General features: G+C 40.7%; 20 protein-coding genes and 1 other annotated feature. Of the genes, 3 read left to right on the forward strand and 17 right to left on the reverse strand.

Annotation, left to right across the window (positions count from 1 at the left end; translation table 11 throughout):
* Positions 1-16: 16 nt before the first annotated feature.
* The 3 genes from polX to zapA form a co-directional block, all read right to left on the reverse strand.
* On the reverse strand, positions 17-1,723 hold the full coding sequence (gene polX, locus MKZ26_RS06270; RefSeq protein ID WP_340765162.1) for a DNA polymerase/3'-5' exonuclease PolX: 1,707 nt from the start codon (positions 1,721-1,723) through the stop codon (positions 17-19).
* Positions 1,724-1,825: 102 nt separating this feature from the next.
* Entirely contained in the window at positions 1,826-2,365 is a 540-nt protein-coding gene (locus tag MKZ26_RS06275; protein ID WP_067207826.1) for a CvpA family protein, read from the reverse strand.
* Positions 2,366-2,374: 9 nt separating this feature from the next.
* On the reverse strand, positions 2,375-2,635 hold the full coding sequence (zapA, locus tag MKZ26_RS06280; RefSeq protein ID WP_338652863.1) for a cell division protein ZapA: 261 nt from the start codon (positions 2,633-2,635) through the stop codon (positions 2,375-2,377).
* Between the two features lie 91 nt (positions 2,636-2,726).
* On the opposite strand from zapA, the gene rnhC reads away from it, so the two are divergent.
* Positions 2,727-3,662, forward strand: a complete 936-nt coding sequence (rnhC, locus tag MKZ26_RS06285) for a ribonuclease HIII (protein WP_340765164.1) — start codon at positions 2,727-2,729, stop codon at positions 3,660-3,662.
* Positions 3,663-3,892: 230 nt separating this feature from the next.
* Here the strand turns inward: rnhC and pheT are convergent, their stop codons facing one another.
* The 3 genes from pheT to MKZ26_RS06300 all read right to left on the reverse strand — a co-directional run bounded on the left by pheT (position 3,893) and on the right by MKZ26_RS06300 (position 8,492).
* On the reverse strand, positions 3,893-6,304 hold the full coding sequence (gene pheT / locus MKZ26_RS06290; protein ID WP_340765166.1) for a phenylalanine--tRNA ligase subunit beta: 2,412 nt from the start codon (positions 6,302-6,304) through the stop codon (positions 3,893-3,895).
* 13 nt (positions 6,305-6,317) lie between these two features.
* Entirely contained in the window at positions 6,318-7,355 is a 1,038-nt protein-coding gene (pheS, locus tag MKZ26_RS06295; protein ID WP_067207815.1) for a phenylalanine--tRNA ligase subunit alpha, read from the reverse strand.
* An 80-nt stretch (positions 7,356-7,435) separates the two neighbouring features.
* Positions 7,436-7,666, reverse strand: a binding site (T-box leader).
* A gap of 61 nt (positions 7,667-7,727) precedes the next feature.
* Entirely contained in the window at positions 7,728-8,492 is a 765-nt protein-coding gene (locus MKZ26_RS06300) for a TrmH family RNA methyltransferase (protein WP_340765169.1), read from the reverse strand.
* A 91-nt stretch (positions 8,493-8,583) separates the two neighbouring features.
* Here MKZ26_RS06300 and sspI point away from each other — a divergent pair, with 91 nt between their 5' ends.
* Positions 8,584-8,796: a small acid-soluble spore protein SspI gene (sspI, locus tag MKZ26_RS06305; protein WP_067207810.1), complete on the forward strand. Its 213-nt coding sequence runs from the start codon at positions 8,584-8,586 to the stop codon at positions 8,794-8,796.
* 129 nt (positions 8,797-8,925) lie between these two features.
* Here the strand turns inward: sspI and MKZ26_RS06310 are convergent, their stop codons facing one another.
* Positions 8,926-9,123: a hypothetical protein gene (locus MKZ26_RS06310; RefSeq protein ID WP_340765171.1), complete on the reverse strand. Its 198-nt coding sequence runs from the start codon at positions 9,121-9,123 to the stop codon at positions 8,926-8,928.
* A gap of 224 nt (positions 9,124-9,347) precedes the next feature.
* Here MKZ26_RS06310 and MKZ26_RS06315 point away from each other — a divergent pair, with 224 nt between their 5' ends.
* Positions 9,348-9,788, forward strand: a complete 441-nt coding sequence (locus tag MKZ26_RS06315; RefSeq protein WP_340765173.1) for a universal stress protein — start codon at positions 9,348-9,350, stop codon at positions 9,786-9,788.
* Positions 9,789-9,835: 47 nt separating this feature from the next.
* On the opposite strand, the gene MKZ26_RS06320 is transcribed toward MKZ26_RS06315, so the two are convergent.
* The 10 genes from MKZ26_RS06320 to MKZ26_RS06365 form a co-directional block, all read right to left on the reverse strand.
* Positions 9,836-10,351, reverse strand: a complete 516-nt coding sequence (locus MKZ26_RS06320; protein WP_338652868.1) for a DUF2798 domain-containing protein — start codon at positions 10,349-10,351, stop codon at positions 9,836-9,838.
* A gap of 188 nt (positions 10,352-10,539) precedes the next feature.
* Positions 10,540-11,103 (reverse strand): TetR/AcrR family transcriptional regulator, encoded by a 564-nt coding sequence (locus MKZ26_RS06325; protein ID WP_338652869.1) that lies wholly within the window; start codon positions 11,101-11,103, stop codon positions 10,540-10,542.
* A gap of 335 nt (positions 11,104-11,438) precedes the next feature.
* Positions 11,439-13,592: a peptidoglycan D,D-transpeptidase FtsI family protein gene (locus tag MKZ26_RS06330; RefSeq protein ID WP_340765175.1), complete on the reverse strand. Its 2,154-nt coding sequence runs from the start codon at positions 13,590-13,592 to the stop codon at positions 11,439-11,441.
* A gap of 367 nt (positions 13,593-13,959) precedes the next feature.
* Entirely contained in the window at positions 13,960-14,517 is a 558-nt protein-coding gene (locus tag MKZ26_RS06335; RefSeq protein WP_255428630.1) for a GNAT family N-acetyltransferase, read from the reverse strand.
* Positions 14,518-15,169: 652 nt separating this feature from the next.
* On the reverse strand, positions 15,170-15,523 hold the full coding sequence (locus tag MKZ26_RS06340; protein WP_340765177.1) for a hypothetical protein: 354 nt from the start codon (positions 15,521-15,523) through the stop codon (positions 15,170-15,172).
* A 323-nt stretch (positions 15,524-15,846) separates the two neighbouring features.
* Positions 15,847-16,293, reverse strand: a complete 447-nt coding sequence (locus tag MKZ26_RS06345) for a small multi-drug export protein (protein ID WP_340742591.1) — start codon at positions 16,291-16,293, stop codon at positions 15,847-15,849.
* The gene (locus tag MKZ26_RS06350; protein WP_340765180.1) at positions 16,293-16,781 is read right to left on the reverse strand and encodes a hypothetical protein; all 489 of its coding nucleotides are present in this window, start codon (positions 16,779-16,781) and stop codon (positions 16,293-16,295) included. The genes MKZ26_RS06345 and MKZ26_RS06350 overlap by 1 nt, the downstream gene beginning before the upstream one ends.
* A gap of 2 nt (positions 16,782-16,783) precedes the next feature.
* Positions 16,784-16,987, reverse strand: a complete 204-nt coding sequence (locus MKZ26_RS06355) for a helix-turn-helix transcriptional regulator (RefSeq protein ID WP_187047331.1) — start codon at positions 16,985-16,987, stop codon at positions 16,784-16,786.
* 125 nt (positions 16,988-17,112) lie between these two features.
* The gene (gene argF / locus MKZ26_RS06360; protein WP_067207784.1) at positions 17,113-18,075 is read right to left on the reverse strand and encodes an ornithine carbamoyltransferase; all 963 of its coding nucleotides are present in this window, start codon (positions 18,073-18,075) and stop codon (positions 17,113-17,115) included.
* Between the two features lie 144 nt (positions 18,076-18,219).
* Complete coding sequence (locus MKZ26_RS06365; protein ID WP_340765183.1) at positions 18,220-19,308, reverse strand: M42 family metallopeptidase; 1,089 nt, start codon at positions 19,306-19,308, stop codon at positions 18,220-18,222.
* Positions 19,309-19,371: the final 63 nt, after the last annotated feature.

Below are 19,371 nucleotides of genomic sequence, written 5' to 3' on the forward strand. Positions count from 1 at the left end.
TGTCTTACACTTCCTCTCACTTCCGCACAATTTCGCGGATAAATTTATCGAGCGGCCACGTATTAACGACCGTCTCTTTTTTCAACCATGCTTTTTTACCGTAGTTTACGCCAGTAGTCATATAATTTAGTTGTTCAATTGCATGTGCATCTGTATTAATGGCAATAGTAACTCCAGCTTCCTGCGCCATAATCAGATGATCAGTCGCAAGGTCGAGCCGATATGGGTTTGCATTCAACTCAAGTATTTTACCATACTCCTTCGCCCACTGAATAAGTTGTGGTACATCAGGATTATAACCTTCCCTTTGACCAACGATTCGACCGGTCGGGTGTGCAATCATATCGACGTGCGGATTTTTCATAGCCGTATGGAGCCGTTCCATAATCAATTCCTGTGATTGACTGAAATTAGAGTGAATAGAAGCAATGACAAAATCTAACTCACTTAGCAGTTCATCATCAAAATCCAGTGTAGCGTCAGGAAGGATGTCCATTTCCGTTCCGCAAAAAATTTCGATATCATCATATTCTTTATTCAACGAACGGATCTCCACGATTTGTTCACGTATTCGTTCAGGTGTTAGTCCGTTCGCAACTTTGAGATACTGCGTATGGTCTGTGATAACCATATAAGAATAGCCTTTAGCACGGCAGGCCTCAACCATTTCACGGATTGAGTACGCTCCGTCCGACCATGTTGTATGCATATGAAGGTCCGAACGAATGTCCTCGATCGCTACCAAGCCGGCTAGTTCATCGACACGATCGATTTCACTGCCATTTCTGCGCACTGCAGGCGGGATGAACGGCAAACCGAAGTGTGCGAAAAATTGTTCTTCTGAATCGAATGTCTCGATGGAACCATCTTCATTCTCCACTCCGTATTCACTTATTTTCATTCCCCTAGATTTCGCAAGTTGGCGCATTTTGACATTATGGTCTTTCGAGCCAGTGAAATGATGAATGGCACTTGCGAATTGGTCTGCTTTCACGAAGCGGAAATCAGCGTCAATCGCCTCTTCCAAGTCGAGTGTTACAGACAGTTTCGCATTCCCTGCCGCAATCGTCGTGACAAGCGGTAATATGGCAAGTAGCTTTTCCCGTACAGTTACAGGCTCGTCCGTCACAATGATGAAATCGACGTCACTACTTTCCTCTTCCGTTCGACGGTAACTTCCAGCGACAGAAAAATGTTTAATCTCTGGTATCAAACGAAGTTCCTGCTCAACAAATGTAACAACCTTCTCCATTTGCCAATGCGGAAATTTCCCTTGACGAGTTCCTAAAATTTCAATTTCGCTCAACATATTCTCTTCCGTCTTCTTGCCGAAACCAGCTACTTTACTTACTTCTCCAGCCATGCATGCCGCACGGAGTGATTCAACCGAATCGATGCCAATCGCTTCCCGTAGTTTGGCGATTTTCTTGCCACCTAGGCCTGGTATTTTCAACAATGGAATAAGCCCTTTTGGCACAGTTTCTTCCAGTTCTTTCAGCAGATCAGACTCTTCTTTTTCTAGCAAATCGGTAATGACAGCACCCGTGCCTTTGCCAATCCCTTTCAACTTTAAAATATCATCCATTTCGGATAAACTGCGTGGATCTAGTTCAAGCACGTTGGCCGCTTTTCTAAATGCTGCTACTTTGAAATGGTTTTCCCCAAGCAACTCCATATATAAAGCGATTTTTTCAAACGTGCGAATGATTGTTTTTTTATTCACTAAAAGCCCTCCTGTTCTGATATACGGAAGCGACCTTTTGCATTCGGTCGCTGCGGATAGACAATTCTAGAAAAAAGCTTCCCTCCAAAAAGGGGGAAGCCGTCAGTTTGTATAGATGTACCACCATTTTTTCACAGTTTCAGATAACACCGGTGTATGTTCAAACATCGACTTAGCAAGCAATGAATTGCTTATCCTTTCTTGGATAAACTCTATCGGTAGCATAGCCAGTAGATAGAGAACAAGGAACATAAGTATATAGAATTCGATAAATCCGAACAAAGCCCCCGCAATACGCGCAACGAAACCTAGGACGGGCAAATACTTCAGGAAATCAAACATAGATGCAATGAGCTGCAATCCAAATTTGACAACAAGAAATATCAATACAAATGCCAGTAATTGATAGAACGTCCCATCTAGATCAAGTTGTTCGACTGTCATGGATAATTTTGAACCGGCAGTCACACCTGGATAAGGAACCCAAAGAACAAATGCTTCCGCAAGTTGTTTATAGTACGTATAAGCGACGACAAGTGCGATGATGAAACCTGTCATATGTATAATTTGGACAATGAGTCCCCGTCTGAATCCAGTTACGAGTCCCCCAAATAGGAGGATAATAATTAATAAATCAAGCATGTAATACCGTCAACCCTTCAGCTTATTCAATTCTTCTTCTAATTGTTCAATTTGCATTTTTAATTTAAGATTATCATGTACACTATTAACGGCGGTTAGCACAGCGATTTTTGTACTGTCGAGATAAGGGTTATGGGCACTGATTTCCCTCATCCTTTCATCGACCATCGAGGCGACCAGCCGCATATGAGTGCTTGTTTCGGTACCGACCATTTTATAGGTCTGTCCGTATATGTCAACTGCTATGCGTGTCTTCTGTTCGTCTGCCAATGATACGACCTCCCACATAAAAAACTCTGTTATTAATCATACCACGAAATGGTTTTAGTTGTGAATTAAGTCGACGAAAGGAAGTTATAAATTGAGTAATCAAGTTATTATTGTAAACAGTCAAGATATGAAAAAAGTGATAAATCATTACATGTCTTCAAAAGTCGTACGCAATGCTCCTGGCGTCGTCTTTGCAGCGAAACTACCTGATACCTCAATCACAGCCTACAAGTCCGGAAAAGTACTATTCCAGGGCGCAGGATCTGAACGAGAAGCCGCGCGTTGGGGCACAGCAGAAGTTAAAGCGGGGTCGGCCGCAGTGAAAACAAAAGGTGATTTGCTGCCAGACCGCTTGGCACAGTTATCCGTTCTCGGGTCAGATGAAACAGGAACGGGTGATTTCTTCGGGCCTGTTACTGTTGCAGCTTGTTTCGTCCGTGCCAATCAAATAGAGCTTGTTCGCGAACTTGGTGTAAAAGATTCAAAAATGCTAACAGATGACCTCATGCGAAAAATCGCACCTGATTTACAGGAGGCGCTCATTTATAGTGTACTGACGCTTGAAAACGAGAAATACAATGATGTACAAGCGAGCGGCTGGTCTCAAGGAAAGATCAAAGCCCTCCTCCATAATCAAGCACTTAAGCATGTACTCCGGAAAATGGACGGGGAAAAACCCGATTATATTTTGATTGACCAATTTGCGGAGCGCGGAATTTATTATAATCACATCAAAGCGGAGTCTGAAATTGTGCGAGAGAATGTGCTGTTTTCGACAAAAGCGGAAGGTCTTCATATGTCGGTTGCAGCTGCGTCAATTATTGCACGTGTTGCATTTTTAGAAGAGATGGACCGGTTGAGCGGGATTGCAGGAATGACACTGCCAAAAGGCGCGGGACCGAGAGTGGATGAGGTGGCCGCCAAGATTTTATTAAAAAGCGGTGAAGATACTTTGAAATCACTGACGAAGTGGCATTTTGCGAATGCAGGGAAAGCCAAGAATCTTGCGGCTAGGAAAAGAGGGTGAGTTTTGGTGTGTAATCACAACTTTTGAATTCTAATACCAACTTTGAGAATCTAATACCAACTTTTAAATTCTAATACCAACTTCGATATTCTAATCACAACTCTTCGTTTTCGCGAAAATCTAATCAACAAATGCCAAGGTAATTACTGTAATTGCATCTTTTCTTTTCTAATTGCATTTCCCCAAAAAGAGGCACACAGAATAGAATTCTGTGTGCCTCTTGATTTTAGTTATCCGCGAAGCAAAGCTCCTGCTTCTGTTGTTAACGCGTTCAATACTTTTTCATGCGCTTTGACGACTTCTTCGTCTGTCAATGTGCGCTCAGCATCTGAATATGTCAGTGAGAACGCAAGTGATTTCTTGCCATCTTCAACATTGTCCCCTTCGTACAGGTCAAACAATCTAACGTCTTTCAACAATTTACCACCAGCGCTGCGAATAACGTTTTCAAGCATACCTGCTGATGTATCGCTCGAAACGACAAGCGCAATGTCCCTTGAACTCGATGGGAAACGTGGAACCTGGGTATATAAAAGTTCTTCCGTTTCAACTGCCAAAATTTTAGCAAGGTTCATTTCCATTACATATGTGTTTTTCAAATCACGTTTTTTCTGTTCTGTCGGGTGAATTTGTCCAATCAAACCTATCCGTTCGGCATTATAGAAAATGTTTGCTGTCCGTCCAGGATGCATCCCGTCAAGAACAGTTTGTTCGAATGACAGACCTTCAGAAAGACCGAGACTATCCATCATGCCTTCGACAATTCCTTTTAGAACGAAGAAGTCGACCGATTTCGTTTCAGCTTGCCATGCATGGTCAACCCATTTTCCAGTAATAACAGCTGCAACATGTTCAACTTCTTGTGGCAGTCCATCTTCCTCTTCACCAAGGAATACCGATCCAGTTTCATAAAGTGCTACCGAATCCATACGGCGTGCAACGTTGTATGTTGCAGCCTCAAGGAGATGCGGGATAAGACTTTGCCGAAGGATACTGCGGTCTTCACTCATCGGCATCAGAAGTTCTGTAACGGGTGCTGTTTCAAGCGCGTAGCTTTGTGCCTGTTCCTTAGATGTTAATGAATACGTCAGTGCCTGGAAGAGTCCTGCGCCTTCAAGGAACGCTCTAACTGTACGACGTTTCGCTTGATACGGCGACAACCCACCCGGCGTCGATTCCGTTATTGGAAGTGTCATTGGAATCAAGTCATAGCCGTACATCCGTGCAATCTCTTCGATAATATCTTCTTGGATTCGAAGATCCTGCCTGCGTGTCGGTGCGTCAATGATCAATTTTCCGTTCACCGCTTCTGTAGGGATTTGTAATCCGTCTAAAATAGCTAGCATTTCTTCAAGAGGGATCTTCATACCAAGGCGATTGTTAATATAATCCGGTGAAACAGTAATGCGTACAGGCGTTTTATCGAGATCATCAACAATGACAGATCCAGCAAGCACAACGCCCCCCGCAATTTCAGCCATAAGCTGTGCGGCACGTTCTGCTGCTGCTTCGACTCGATTAGGATCGACTCCTTTTTCAAAACGTGTACTCGCATCACTACGAAGTCCAAGCTCTCTCGATGTACGGCGGACAGATCCTGATGAGAAGTAAGCAGATTCGATGACAACCGTCGTCGTTCCATCATGTACTTCCGTATTTAATCCGCCCATTACGCCAGCAATCGCTACAGGTTCTTTACCATTCGTAATAACAAGTTGATGCGCTTCCAGTGTCCGTTCAGTATCATCCAATGTCGTGATTTTTTCACCTTGTTCCGCAAGACGGACAGCGATTTCACCTGTTCCAAGACGGTCATAGTCAAATGCATGAAGCGGCTGACCGTATTCCATCAGGACAAAGTTTGTAATATCGACAACGTTATTATGTGGACGTACGCCAGCAGCCATTAAACGGTTTTGAAGCCATAACGGCGATGCTTCTACTTTAACGTTTTTAACGACTTTCGCTACGTACATCGGATTTTCTTCTTTTGCATCGATACGCAGTTTCAGCATATCTTCGGCTTTTTCATTTGAAGCCGTGTAGTTAATTTCAGGGAGTTGGATGCCTTGTGATAAAATCGCTCCAACTTCATACGCAACGCCTATCATGCTAAGTGCGTCTGAACGGTTTGGTGTTAAATCGAATTCAAGTACTTGATCATCAAGACCAAGCAGCGGGAGTGCGGATTCACCTGGTACAGCTGATTCAGGAAGCACATAGATTCCTTCTGCATATGCTTTTGGTACAAGCTTGCCTTCAATCGCAAGCTCTTGAAGTGAACAGATCATTCCGTTCGATTCCTCACCACGCAGTTTTGCTTTTTTAATCTTCATGCCGCCTGGTAGTACTGCACCTGGACGTGCAACAATGACTTTTTGCCCTTCTGCAACGTTGGGAGCACCACAAATAATTTGTGTAGTTTCTTCCCCAACATCCACTTGACAAATATTCAACTTATCCGCTTCAGGATGTTTCACACATTCCAACACATAACCCACAACTATGTTCGTCATACCATGCGAACGGTCGATGATGGAATCAACTTCAATGCCCGAACGTGTAATTTTCTCCGCAAGGTCTGCCGTAGAAATTCCCTCTATATTTACATATTCACTTAACCATTTTGTAGATACTAACATATTCGTCTCCTCCTCAAGCTTCCGTCCGGTGGAATTGCGATACAAACCGCACGTCATTTGTATAGAAATGACGGATATCTTCCACACCATATTTCAACATTGCAATACGTTCAGGTCCCATACCGAAAGCGAAACCTGATACAACAGCGGGGTCATAACCAGCCATTTCCAGTACATTCGGGTGTACCATACCGGCACCTAAAATTTCGATCCAGCCTGTTTTCTTACAAACGTTACAGCCGTCTCCGCCACATTTGAAACATGAAATGTCCATTTCAACAGACGGTTCCGTGAATGGGAAGAAACTCGGACGCAGACGGATTTCACGCTCATCGCCAAACATTTTTTTAGCGAATAAAGAAAGTGTCCCTTTCAAATCGCTCATGCGGATATCTTCACCAATAACAAGCCCTTCAATTTGCGTGAATTGATGAGAATGCGTCGCATCGTCACTATCACGACGGTACACTTTACCTGGGCATATAATCTTAATCGGCGCGCCGCCTTTCGCTTCCATCGTCCGTGCTTGAACTGGTGACGTATGTGTACGAAGAAGAATATCTTCGGATATGTAGAACGAATCTTGCATATCACGTGCTGGATGGCCTTTTGGCAAGTTCAGCGCTTCAAAGTTGTAATAATCTTTCTCAACTTCAGGACCCTCAGCAATTTCATAGCCCATGCTGATGAAGAAGTCTTCGATTTCCTCAACAACACGTGTTAACGGATGGTGATTTCCAGTACGTGCAGGACGTCCAGGCAATGTTACATCAATCGATTCTTTTTCAAGCTGTTCGTTGATGGCTAATTCTTCAAGTTTCGCCATACGATCTTCGAGCACTTCTGTCACTGCCTCACGAATAACATTGACAAGCGCCCCCATTTTCGGACGTTCTTCAGCAGGAAGTTTTCCCATGCCTTTCAACAAATCAGTAATTGGTCCTTTTTTCCCTAAGTAGGCTACACGAACTTCATTCAATGATTTTACATCTGAAGCTGCTTCAATTTTTGCAAGCGCCTCTACTTTCAACAGTTCTAATTGTGCTTCCATGTCAATTCTCCTTTCAAAATAAAAAAAGTGTAGGGCGTCTGGCGCCCGAAATTAGACGAAATAAAAACCCCGCCCCTTAAAAAAGGGACGAGGACGATTTCGCGGTACCACCCTGATTATCATACCCGAAGATATGATCACTCAAATCGGAATAACGGTCCGGCACCGGCACACCTTTACAGCTTACGCTGGTCCTGGCGGCAGCTCACGGGGTGAACTTCGACAATCATTTACCCATCTGCGCTTTCAGTCAAGGCGCGGACTCCCTTTCGGCTCATGTATTGTTTACTTTTCCCGATCATTGCTTTTCATTTCTGTTCATAACCAATAGTATACCCGATTATGATTTGATCATCAACAACATGCTAGTTTTCACACTTTAGAATACGTATATAGCAGGATGCCCGTTGCAACTGCGACGTTTAACGATTCTGCTTTGCCGTACATTGGAATCTTGACCGTATTATCCGCCATCTCAAGCAAATCCGGATTGACGCCACTGCCTTCATTTCCAACAATCAATGCAAATTCGTCTTGTGGCCAGATATCAGAATGATTTACAGCATTTTTCAATCCTGTCCCTAAAACTTGAATGCCCGCTTCTTTCGCCTTAGCCGTCCATTCAATAAGATCACCTTTGACGATCGGGATATTGAAATGTGACCCTTGCGCAGAACGTACTGTTTTCGGGTTATACGAATCAGCGGTCCCCATTCCAAGAATAACTGCATCCATTCCAGCAGCATCTGCCGTCCGAATCATCGTTCCGACATTACCAGGATCCTGGACTGCGTCAATTAATAAAAGTTTTTTCCATGTAGAATAGTTCTCTACAGCATGCTCCGGTTGACGGCAATGCGCATAAATACCCTGCGACTGCTCCGTTTCCGAAATTTCTTTCGCAATTGCCTCTGTTATCTCAACAAGCTTTACACCTTCGATAGACCATCCTTGAGGTATTTCAACTCCGTCACGGGTGATTAACGCGAGAATTGCCCCATTACTTTTTAATGCTTCTTCAACGAGATGAAAACCTTCGACAAGGAATTCTTTCGACAGATCGCGTTCTTTTCGTGTTGTGACAAGCTTTTTCCAATGTTTCACGAGTGCGTTTTGTGATGATTCAATTCGTTTCATATGTACGTTACCGCCTTTTTCTTTTCAGTGTATCAAATGACGGTATAGTTGGCGATATTTGTGTCCAAAATGAAAGTGGGAGGTTGATAAAATGGATTTTCAAATAAGAGATGCCATTTCAGCAAACATGACGAATAATACAGCGGATGATATCCGTAACGTTGTGGAAGATGCTATTAAACGAGGTGAAGAGCACCTGTTACCTGGACTAGGGGTGTTTTTCGAAAAGCTATGGAATCATGCAGGAGAACAAGAAAAAACAAAGATGGCCGGAGAGCTAGCACAAGTATTTGCGGCAAGTTGAATTATGCAAAGATTGCACGGAGCACTATCACCGGCGCACTCTTCTATCACGGCGTTTGGATAAACGTAAAGCCGCTCATTAATTGAGCGGCTTTTGTATTTTAAGAACTAGCTATTTTCCAAAAAGAAATCAAAGCCCTTCGCCGTTACAAAGCCAAATACAAGTATCCATAATGCAATACGGATGGTCATCCATATGGTTGTGTTCACTTTGCTTGCTCCAAACAATAACCCGATGAGCGCCGCGGTATGCGTACCAATCCATGTATGCTTTATTTACTTCAAATTCATTTGTCCCATTCGGTCCACTTCGAATCCCCTTTTCCATCTTCCTTTTTCCACGACCCCATCTATCCACTTTTTAAAAAGAAGTGAAAATAGAAAGAAAAACTCGAAGAAAAGTATATTGGATAATCTGAAAAACTTTATAGTCGTTTTAGTATTTGCAGTGATTAATGTTATATTGTATTTGTTCATGAAAAAATCGAAAAATGTGAATTCAAAATAACTACAACTGATTTATTACATAATTTAAAAAGGAGATTATGACTAATGGCAACTGGTTATAAAAGTATTGTAGTAGCTGTAGACGGTTCAAAAGAGGCTGATTATGCATTTCGTAAATCACTTGAGATTGCATATCGAAATAAAGGATCACAATTAAACCTCGTTAACATTATTGATACGCGCTACTTGGGACCTCTTGATAAAGAAATTGCTGGGCAAGTCAAAGAACAATCTCAACAAATTTTAGAACGCTATAAAGCACGCGCAGCAGCTGCTCGCGTTGAAAATGTAACTATCATTATTGAATATGGTTCACCTAAAACTGTGATTACAAAAGAGATTGCTAAATTGGTGAAGGCAGACTTAATTATTTGCGGCGCTACGGGGCATACGCCAGTAGAGCGCTACTTAATTGGTTCTGTATCTGAAGCAATCGTACGTTCAGCTAAATGCGATGTTTTAGTCGTCCGTACGCCTGCTGAATGAATAATAAAAAAATCGCTCAGACTTTTTGAAAAGTCTGAGCGATTTTTTTAGATATTTTGTGTATTCGTTTGAACTGCGGCTTTTCTATCTTGCGCTGCGTGCATTTTAACCATTACTAAACGTGCAAATGGTTGGATAACTACGCTCTCTAAAAATAGGGCGAGTAAGAAGTTACGGGGCCAGATTTGGATAAAGTGTGCAAAGATATCAGTTGTAAAACCATCCCCAATGATAACCCCAACAAATGTCATTGTAAATGACATACCTAATACTGTGAAAATTGTACGGAACATAATACGAGCAGCAAAACCATCTGTTGGCGAAATGAATTTAGATGATAAAAATTCTGCAAAACGACCGATTGCTACCGGTTCAATTATCATGACGAAAACCCAAATAATAGGTAACACGATTAGCATGTTCATTGCAACATCTTTGTTGAAGCCTCCAGCAGCAAGGATCATATTGATTGGTCCCATTGTTAATACTGATAATGTTACGATAATTGCGCCAAATAACGCGCCCTCTTTACCGTTTTTCGGTAGTCTGTTTTCTTGATGCATAGTTTGTTTTTCTTCCTTTCAAAATTCATATTTGAGACCTACGTTAAATACATCGATGAATATGCCAATAACAAATCACGCTATGGAGTGAATAATCGTAAGATATATCAATAAAACCGCAGTAAATGTAATTTACACTAAAGATGCACTCAGTTTAACAAACACAATATTAACGGGTTCTGTCGAATTTACTTGTTCACTTTTAATATACCCGGCAATAATGTGGCAATTGTTTTCAAAGGTGTTGCGGATTTTTGCGTCAAACAAAGCATCATTGCACCCTCAATCGAAGCTGTCATCAACAATGCGATAGCGGAAGCTGATTCACTCGAATAGCCTTCCGTTATAAGTTTCTCATAGTAAAGGTGTTGAATGTTTTCATATAGAGCACTACAAGCAGTACGGACTGGTTCACTCATCGTTGCCATTTCACTGACAATGCTACTAAATGTATAGCCGATAATGGTGCCACTTTTTTCAAAATCCTGAATTAACTTATCAATCATTGAGAGTATGGCGTCCTTAGCTGATAGATGCCTGCTGAAAATAGCTTTGATATCTGTGGTAATGGCCTCATTCAAACCTTGTAAACAAATAATCAATAATTCTTCTTTTCCGTTTGGAAAATGATGATAGAGCGCTCCTTTTGTAACATTACAAGCTTTTAAAATCTCGTTAAGTCCAACATTTTTATATCCTTTTTGTTGAAAAAGGGTCGTAGCAGTATCAATTAATTGCGATTTTATATCCATATTTAATGTATCTCTCCTCACATACCAACTGGTCTGTTTGTAAGTATAACAAATTTTTACCCAGAATTACAGTTTTCAGTTTTATCGAATTTAAGATGACAAAGGACACGCCTTATTTTAAGGGGTTATTTCAGAATACTAGGAGTTTTTTCTTAGCGATAGGCGGAGGAATATCCATGAATATTCTTTTAAAATTAATTGACAAGAAGACTGTACTTATTTTATAGGAGCGGATTCTCTTTTCAAAGAGCTTAATTTCATTTTCATCATAGATAGCGGCTTAGGTTTTTATCTATTGAAAAAAGTAAGGAAACCATTCTTTGGTTTCCCTACTTTTATTTTTCAGATTCTTTTTTAGGAGCCTGTATGATTGGTTGCTCGGCAGCTGTAGATATTTCTTCTTTAGCTCTTTTTACTTTCAGCTTAAAATATTCGTCTACAGCTTGTTGGATAATTTTATTTTGAGCGCCAGTCGTGTGATCTCCTGGCTTTGTAGTGATGTTTGGGACAAGAACCGCATAAGCAATTTCCGGATTTTCGTAAGGTGCAAACCCCACATGGGATAGATTGATTGTCGATTTCCCTGAACTGAATGCTTGCGCAGTTCCCGTCTTCCCTGCTCCATCATAGTCTTTTCCATCAAAAATTTTCGGGGCCGTTCCTTTAGGTGCATAATACACGTAATGCATACCACGCTTCACTTGATCAATTTCTGCATCAGTACTCTGAATCCTATTTAAGATATTGACCTCTGTTTCTTGAATGAGAGAACCAAGAATTTCACCATCCTCAGATGGTTCGCGTATTTCTTTTAATACTTTTGGAGCTATCCGATAACCGCCATTTGCAATTGTTGAGACGTATTGAGCCAATTGAAGTGTTGTATAGGTATCGAACTGCCCGATGGATAAATCCATTAAAATACCGATTGAATTACTTTCGCCAATCAGACCGCCTAACTCCCCCGGTAAGTCAATGCCGGTTTTTGTTCCAAGTCCAAAAGAGGCGAAAGATTGTCGGAACGTATCAAATGCATTTTCCCTAATGCGTTTCGCACCTTCAGAGCTGTTGTTAGAATCCGCCATAGCCATTGCGATACGGAACATATAAACGTTCGAAGACTTGCCGATTGCTTCAATATCAGTTACAGCAACCCTAGAGTATTGATTAAACAGCGATCTTTTTGTAATACCACCGATTCTAATTGGTTCATCTATCTTCGTTTCGCCGATACGTACCACATTTTCCTGATACCCTGTAAGAAGCGTCGCCATCTTCACTGTTGATCCCGCTTCATGGACCGCAGTAAATGTACCATATGCGTAGTCCCATATTTCGAGTTTTCCTGTTTCTGGATTCGTAACAACTTGCTTACCTACAAGCGAAAGAACTTCACCGTTATTCGGATTCATCATGACTAGAAAAGCCCTATCCAATTCTCCGGTATTGGGTCCTCTTTTTAATTCCAACAGTTTTTCCGATACAATATTTTCAAGTGTCTGTTGCAGTTCACTATCAATCGTCAGAATAAGATCCTTACCAGGTTCGCCTTGTCGGATTGTTTTCGTTTCGACGACACGCCCGCTACGATCTTTAATATTCTTCACAATTGTTTTTTGCCCTTTTAACAAATCCTCATAATATTGCTCAATATAACTTTTTCCAACACGGTCATTTCCTGAGTAATCCCGTGCCAAGAAATAATTCTCACGGGATTTAGGAATACCTTCAATGGAGCTCGTGGTTGTCCCTAGAATCGTATTGTCTGATCTTCTCACACGTTCCCAATCTGTCGTTGTATCCACGCCCGGTAACTCTCCTAGACGTTCAGATACAGTTGCGAATTCCTCGTCCGTCACATTTCCACTTTTCACTATTTGCGGTGAGTATGCATAGCCCGACATCATTTCTCTGTAAATCGCAAGTACTTCTAGCTCCTCTTCCGTAAAAGAATCAATTTCTTCGTCCGTAATTCGTTTTCGTGTAAGCCTATTAATTTTCTTCTGCAATTCCGTCCGTGAAAGCTTACTATCCTTTTCAAGTCTCTCTTGTTCCTTTATAGAAACTTTTTCCGTTGCTGCTTTTGAATTCTTTAAAATCCAAAAGTCTTTCTTATCTCCAGGGGTAATCCTTTTCGTCTCTTGTTCAATCAAGACCGCAAGTTGCTCAGCAACTTTAAGCATCTCGGCTGAAGTCGTCGACGTCATTTTCGTATATGTAATGGCGTTCTTCGGATCATTATCAACTAGAACAAGCCCCATACGGTCAAAAATTCTTCCCCTTGGCACACTTGTGTTGACAGGTACTTCTTCCTTTTTTTCCAACTCACGGGAATACTCTTCACCTTTAACGATTTGTAAATAGCCAAGGCGAAAAATGAGCAATGAAAATAGGACAAAGATTGAAAAGAATAGGAAGTTCATTCGCAATACGATCTGTTTTCGTTGGCGTATTTTAGCCTGATCCGCCTTGCGTATCTGTTTTTTCATTACGCCCCTCCCTCCGTTACTTATTTTGAATTATATCATTCATAATAGAAAATTCACATATTTTTACGTTCACGGAAGTATTTACCTCTCACTCAATAAGAAAAAGCTCCCCCGTAAGGAAGCCGATTCTTCAACTAAAGCATTCGGTAGTGAAATAAATTAGATGCAAAAATAATCCAGTAACAAAAAAGTGAAAAAACAATAAAGACAATAGTATACAATTAACGTTTAAAAGAGAATTACACAATCATAATTGAAATTATAAAAAGGAGCTGCTTAAGCTCCATTACTTATGCTAATGCGCTCGTTCGCTGAAAAAGAGATATAAAAACAGACCATTTAACTGGTCTGCCTATTCAAAGGTTAATTATGTCTTACATTCCCAATCTTTTCTAAGTAAACCCATAATATAAATATCATGATACTTACCAAATCTAAAGAGTTCTTCTTTTAGAGTACCTTCCAAAAGAAAACCACATTTTTCATAAGAACAAATCGCCCTTTTGTTATAGCCAAATACTTGAAGTTTCACTTTATTTAAATTCATATAATTAAAAATAAAATCTACCAATACTTTCATTGAATCGGTTCCATAGCCTTTTCCTTGGTTTTCAGGTCCTATTGAAACACCAACGTGACAAGTACTACTTTTCCAGTTCACTAAGTAAACAGCGATAGTTCCAATGAATAGTTTTTCGTCTTTAAGTTCGATGGCAAACATGTAGTCATCTTTCTCAGAACTAATCTCACTAAGAAATTTCTCGTGGTCCGCCTCAGTAGGTGGAAATGGAATACCATCATTCATTAATAAACGACTTTCCATTATATCTTCAATTGCAAAGAAATTCGCATAATCCTCTTTTGTAATTTTACGTAAAGCAATTTTATTTCCTGATAAAAAACTCTCACTATAATGCTTAATCAATTTAATGTCCCCCAATTAAATTGCAGGGGTCAGCAGTAAGGGTTTGCGATATTCTACTGTGCCCTTGCGAAGTTTTTTTGTTCACTTAATTCTTTTAAAACTTCTACTGCAATGCTCGATAACATAGGCTAATCTCCCTTTTTTTGATACTCAAAGTATACATTTAATTCACAGAAATTTCCAACCAATTATAGTTTTTTAATTTTCAAGGGAGTTCGATAAGATAAAACATGCCCAAGAAACCTAAGTAGCTCCAGTAATGTAGATATAAGGTTGGGAGACAACAAATAACATATTGTTCAACAAGTTAAATAACATTAAACTTAGCACAAAAAATCGCTTGGATATCAATGCGGCCACTGAAAAAGTTCTTTTTCATAGTAAGAACTAGTTGATTGTATTGAAAAGGGGCTTTTGCGAGCAAGGGTCAAGAATGACTTAATTTCTGCAAAGAACACAGAAATACGGCAAATCGAACCCTTTGCTTTTCGATTGGCTAAAGCCGTGCCTGCGGAAAGCGTACGCTCGGAACGAAAATCAACGGGATTGAAGGAAATATGACTTTTTCAGTGGCTTCATATCGATCCGAACGATCTTCATTTTAGCGTACTTATCTTTTTCAATTAAAGTCATCTTTGCTTAAACAAGGGATTTATTCACCTGGCATATAGCCAATTACTTCATTGAGATTGGGGTCAATAAGTATTAAAGGGGTACCAACCACAACATTCTCTTTGTCTTCAAAAGAAACGATTAATATCTCTTTTCCTTCATAAGTTTTATCCAACAATTCATAGCTATTATTCGCAATCATTTTCTTCACTTCCGCACTTTTCCAGTCTTTTTCAGCATTGTCATTCCAACCTTTTTCTTCGATAAACGCCCAAGCAACTTCTCTAACATTTTCATAACTATCTGTATCAGTGATATTCCCTACTTCTTGATTATTTGAACAACCAACAATCAAAAATGCTGTTATTGCTAAATATAAAAATTTCAACTTCATATACTTTTCACCCACTTTTCTTATTACTCGCCAGGTTTACCAGTATAAATCACTTCACCTTCACTATTGTAAGCAATATATTCAGCTTCATAGACACCATTACTATCAATTCTAATGATTCAAACCTTTCAGCAGAACCTTTGGGTAGAAGTTCAAAGTCATAGAAAATGTCCGTCAGTCATTGATGATTGAAACCGAAGTGTGTTGTGCTAGTTTCTTCACCATTTAATTGCTGAAGTAGTAGTGGTCGATCCAACAATAAAAAAACAAACTAAACAAACACGAAACTTTAAACTTTCGTGTTTGTTTCTGTATTATTAGATTCAGAGGTTTTCCACGAAGAAATCGAAGCCCATCGCTGTCGCAATGCCGAATACAAGCGTCCATAACGCAATGCTAATCGTCATCCAAATTGTCGTGTTCACTTTACTTGCCCCAAATAACAATCCGATAAACGCCGCAATATGTGTTCCGATTAAAACCGGACCGAGCAACGCGAGTCCAGGCATACCATATTTATTCCAGATTCGTTTCCCCCGCTCAGTCCGCTTCGATTCTTCTTTCCCATCCTTCTTTTTCCTTGACTCCATCCATTCCTTCACTTTTTGGAATGCAATAATGAGAATCAGCACCGTAAGCATATTACCAACGAATGCAAGGATCATAACCCAAATCGGGGATAACCCTCTAATGATGCCTAGCGGGATGACAAGTGCGATTTCTAACCACGGAATGGCAGCACCTAGAAACACTAAAAAATATTCAAACATCATTCATCTACCCCCGTATATTTCCTGACTTCTGTGTAATAAATTAAATATTGCCCCATCGAAAGAAGTAAAAGAACCATTACCACACCAATCGTTCCAACTTGGAGTCCTAAAGACAAACCAGCAAAAATTGGGATGGACCAAACAAAATAGGTATAGACTTTCTTTGTCGCCCGTTTCGTAACCTCTTGAAATAGTTCGTCATCCTCCATATATTCTTGCGGCTTCCATGAGAAAACATTAATTTTATGATTCGGCATCCGTTTATTGTGCTTGACAACATTCCAAGTAAATAACGCTAAATAGAAAACGAAAACAAGCAGCGCAACTCCCCAAATCACTCCCCATTCCCCTTGCACATTAACCTCGAAGCTCCTATCTCCCACTGTGAAAACAGAAGATAAACCAACCAGCCAAGTGAGGAGCATTGCTATAACGATGACACCCATTTGCCATAGAGGATACGTAATTCTCATATCATTCTTCATTGTCACTCCTCCCCTTCTAACCAAAATAATTCGTTAATGTCACATTCCAATGCACGTGCCAATCTCAATGACAGTGTCACGGACGGTGAAAATTCCCCTTTTTCGATGAAGCCAATTGTTTGTCGTGTCACGCCAACACGTTTTGCCAGTTCAATTTGTGTGAAATCATGTCGTGCTCGCAATTCTTTCAGCCGATTCTTTAACATCGTGACACCTCCTATTCATAATGTATACTACACTTAACATTATGTACAGTATTATTAACATTAAGTTAGGTTTAATATACAAAAAAAGCCCAGGCATCAAAACCTGGACTTGTTAATTTATTTTATTATAACAATGAAGCAAGAACTGCTTTCTGCGCATGCAGACGATTGCCCGCTTGCTGAAATACATACGAGTTCGGACCATCAATAACGGACGTCGCAACTTCTTCTTCACGGTGTGCAGGTAAACAATGCAAGAACATATAATCTTTTTTCGCATGTGCGACCAACCCGTCGTTTATTTGAAACTCTTTGAATGCTTCTAGGCGTGCAGCCGCTTCTTCTTCTTGGCCCATACTCGTCCAGACATCTGTATAAACGACGTCAGCTCCAGCGACAGCCTCTATTGGATTCGTTGTTTCAAAGACACTTCCGCCATTTTTAACAGCAATGGCTTTCGCTTTCACTAAGAGGTTCGGATTGTATTCGAACCCTTTTGGCGTCGCGACAGCTACGTGCATACCCATATGTGCCGCAGCAATTACAAGTGAATGCGCTACATTATTGCCATCACCTACATATGCTAACTTCAGCCCCGCTAATGAACCTTTCACTTCCAAAACTGTCAGCAAGTCTGCTAACGCCTGGCACGGATGGAAAATATCCGTCAAACCATTGATGATTGGAACCGATGTGTGTTGTGCTAGTTCCTTCACCATTTCATGTGAATTCGCACGGATCATGACGCCGTCCAAGTACTCAGACAATACATGACCTGTGTCATAAACGGACTCCCCACGGCCGATTTGCAAGTCACGTGCATTCATGAACATTGCATGCCCCCCAAGTTGGATCATACCCACTTCGAATGAAATACGTGTACGCGTTGAATGCTTTTCAAAAATCATCCCCAGTGTTTTTCCGGCCAATAAATTCGGCATCTTGCCAGCCGCCATATCTTTTTTCATCGCATCTGCTTTATGCAATAAATACGATACCTCTTCATGTGTATAATCAAGCAGGGTAAGTAAATCTCTCCCTTTCAATCCTTCTACTATTTTCGCATTATCCATTTCAATCTTCACCATTCCCTCATCCCCTATCGTTTATTTCAATTGGTATCTCTGATTATATGTATGCATAATTATAAAGTCAAGTGTATTTTTATAGATTTATTCAAATAAAAAAACTGCCCAGACCATTTAATTGGCCAGAGCAGAATAATCGTTCAATTATTCAAATGTAATCTTATTTACTGTGTCTCGATCTAATTTCTTAATGACCGCCACAATCAGTTTCACTGTATTTTCATAATCGTCGCGGTGCAGGATACCTGCATGCGAGTGAATATAACGTGTTGGAATACAGATTGCAAGTGATGGTACGCCATTGCCTGACAGATGAATTGAACCTGCATCTGTTCCTCCGCCTGGAATCGTTTCAAACTGATAAGGAATGCTATTCTCTTCAGCTGTGTCAACAACAAGTTCACGCAACCCTTTATGCGATACCATTGAAGCATCGAATAATAGAATTTGTGGACCATCGCCCATTTTACCAGTAGCTTCTTTGGACGTAACACCTGGCGTGTCGCCAGCGATTCCTACATCAACTGCAAATCCGATGTCCGGCTGAATTTTCGTTGCTGCTGTGCGCGCACCACGAAGACCTATTTCTTCTTGTGCAGCCCCCACTCCGAAAACGATATTCGGATGTTTTTCATCTTTAAGCGCTTTCATTACGTCAATCGCAATTGCACAGCCGATACGGTTGTCCCACGCTTTTGCAAGAAGGTATTTTTCATTATTCATCACTGTGAATTCGAAATACGGTACAACCATATCTCCAGGTAGAATGCCCCACTTCATTGCTTCTTCTTTCGAAGTTGCACCAACGTCAATGAACATATCTTTAATATCGACCGGTTTTTTACGCGCTTCAGGCGATAAGATATGCGGTGGTTTCGATCCAATAACACCTGTAACTGTGTCCCCTTTGCGTGTAACGATTGTCACGCGCTGTGCAAGCATTACTTGTGACCACCAGCCGCCTACTGTTTGAAATGATAGGAAACCTTTATCGTCAATTTTAGAAATCATGAATCCAACTTCATCAAGATGTCCCGCTAACATGATTTTGGGTCCATCTGCTTCGCCTGTTTTCTTTGCGATTAATGAACCGAGACCATCCTGTTCAATATCATCTGCAAATGGCTCTATGTACTTTCTCATAACTTCACGGGGTTCACGTTCGTTACCTGGAATCCCTTTTGCGTCTGTAAGTTCTTTCAGCATCACTAACGTTTCATCTAATTTCGTCAATTCCTTCGACCTCCTAAATAAATCGTACATGAGTAGTATATGCGAAATGGTTGCTATTATCAA

This window comes from Sporosarcina sp. FSL K6-6792 (assembly GCF_038004885.1).
GTDB classification, from domain to species: Bacteria; Bacillota; Bacilli; order Bacillales_A; family Planococcaceae; genus Sporosarcina; species Sporosarcina psychrophila.

Coding starts and splice junctions, on each gene's coding strand:
- MKZ26_RS06275 (WP_067207826.1), bottom strand. CDS start 2,365: ATGCTTGATTTATTAATTATTATCCTCCTATTTGGGGGACTCGTAACT.
- pheT (WP_340765166.1), bottom strand. CDS start 6,304: ATGTTAGTATCTACAAAATGGTTAAGTGAATATGTAAATATAGAGGGA.
- pheS (WP_067207815.1), bottom strand. CDS start 7,355: ATGGAAGCACAATTAGAACTGTTGAAAGTAGAGGCGCTTGCAAAAATT.
- MKZ26_RS06300 (WP_340765169.1), bottom strand. CDS start 8,492: ATGAAACGAATTGAATCATCACAAAACGCACTCGTGAAACATTGGAAA.
- sspI (WP_067207810.1), top strand. CDS start 8,584: ATGGATTTTCAAATAAGAGATGCCATTTCAGCAAACATGACGAATAAT.
- MKZ26_RS06310 (WP_340765171.1), bottom strand. CDS start 9,123: ATGGAAAAGGGGATTCGAAGTGGACCGAATGGGACAAATGAATTTGAA.
- MKZ26_RS06315 (WP_340765173.1), top strand. CDS start 9,348: ATGGCAACTGGTTATAAAAGTATTGTAGTAGCTGTAGACGGTTCAAAA.
- MKZ26_RS06320 (WP_338652868.1), bottom strand. CDS start 10,351: ATGCATCAAGAAAACAGACTACCGAAAAACGGTAAAGAGGGCGCGTTA.
- MKZ26_RS06325 (WP_338652869.1), bottom strand. CDS start 11,103: ATGGATATAAAATCGCAATTAATTGATACTGCTACGACCCTTTTTCAA.
- MKZ26_RS06330 (WP_340765175.1), bottom strand. CDS start 13,592: ATGAAAAAACAGATACGCAAGGCGGATCAGGCTAAAATACGCCAACGA.
- MKZ26_RS06340 (WP_340765177.1), bottom strand. CDS start 15,523: ATGAAGTTGAAATTTTTATATTTAGCAATAACAGCATTTTTGATTGTT.
- MKZ26_RS06345 (WP_340742591.1), bottom strand. CDS start 16,293: ATGTTTGAATATTTTTTAGTGTTTCTAGGTGCTGCCATTCCGTGGTTA.
- MKZ26_RS06350 (WP_340765180.1), bottom strand. CDS start 16,781: ATGAAGAATGATATGAGAATTACGTATCCTCTATGGCAAATGGGTGTC.
- MKZ26_RS06355 (WP_187047331.1), bottom strand. CDS start 16,987: ATGTTAAAGAATCGGCTGAAAGAATTGCGAGCACGACATGATTTCACA.
- argF (WP_067207784.1), bottom strand. CDS start 18,075: ATGGTGAAGATTGAAATGGATAATGCGAAAATAGTAGAAGGATTGAAA.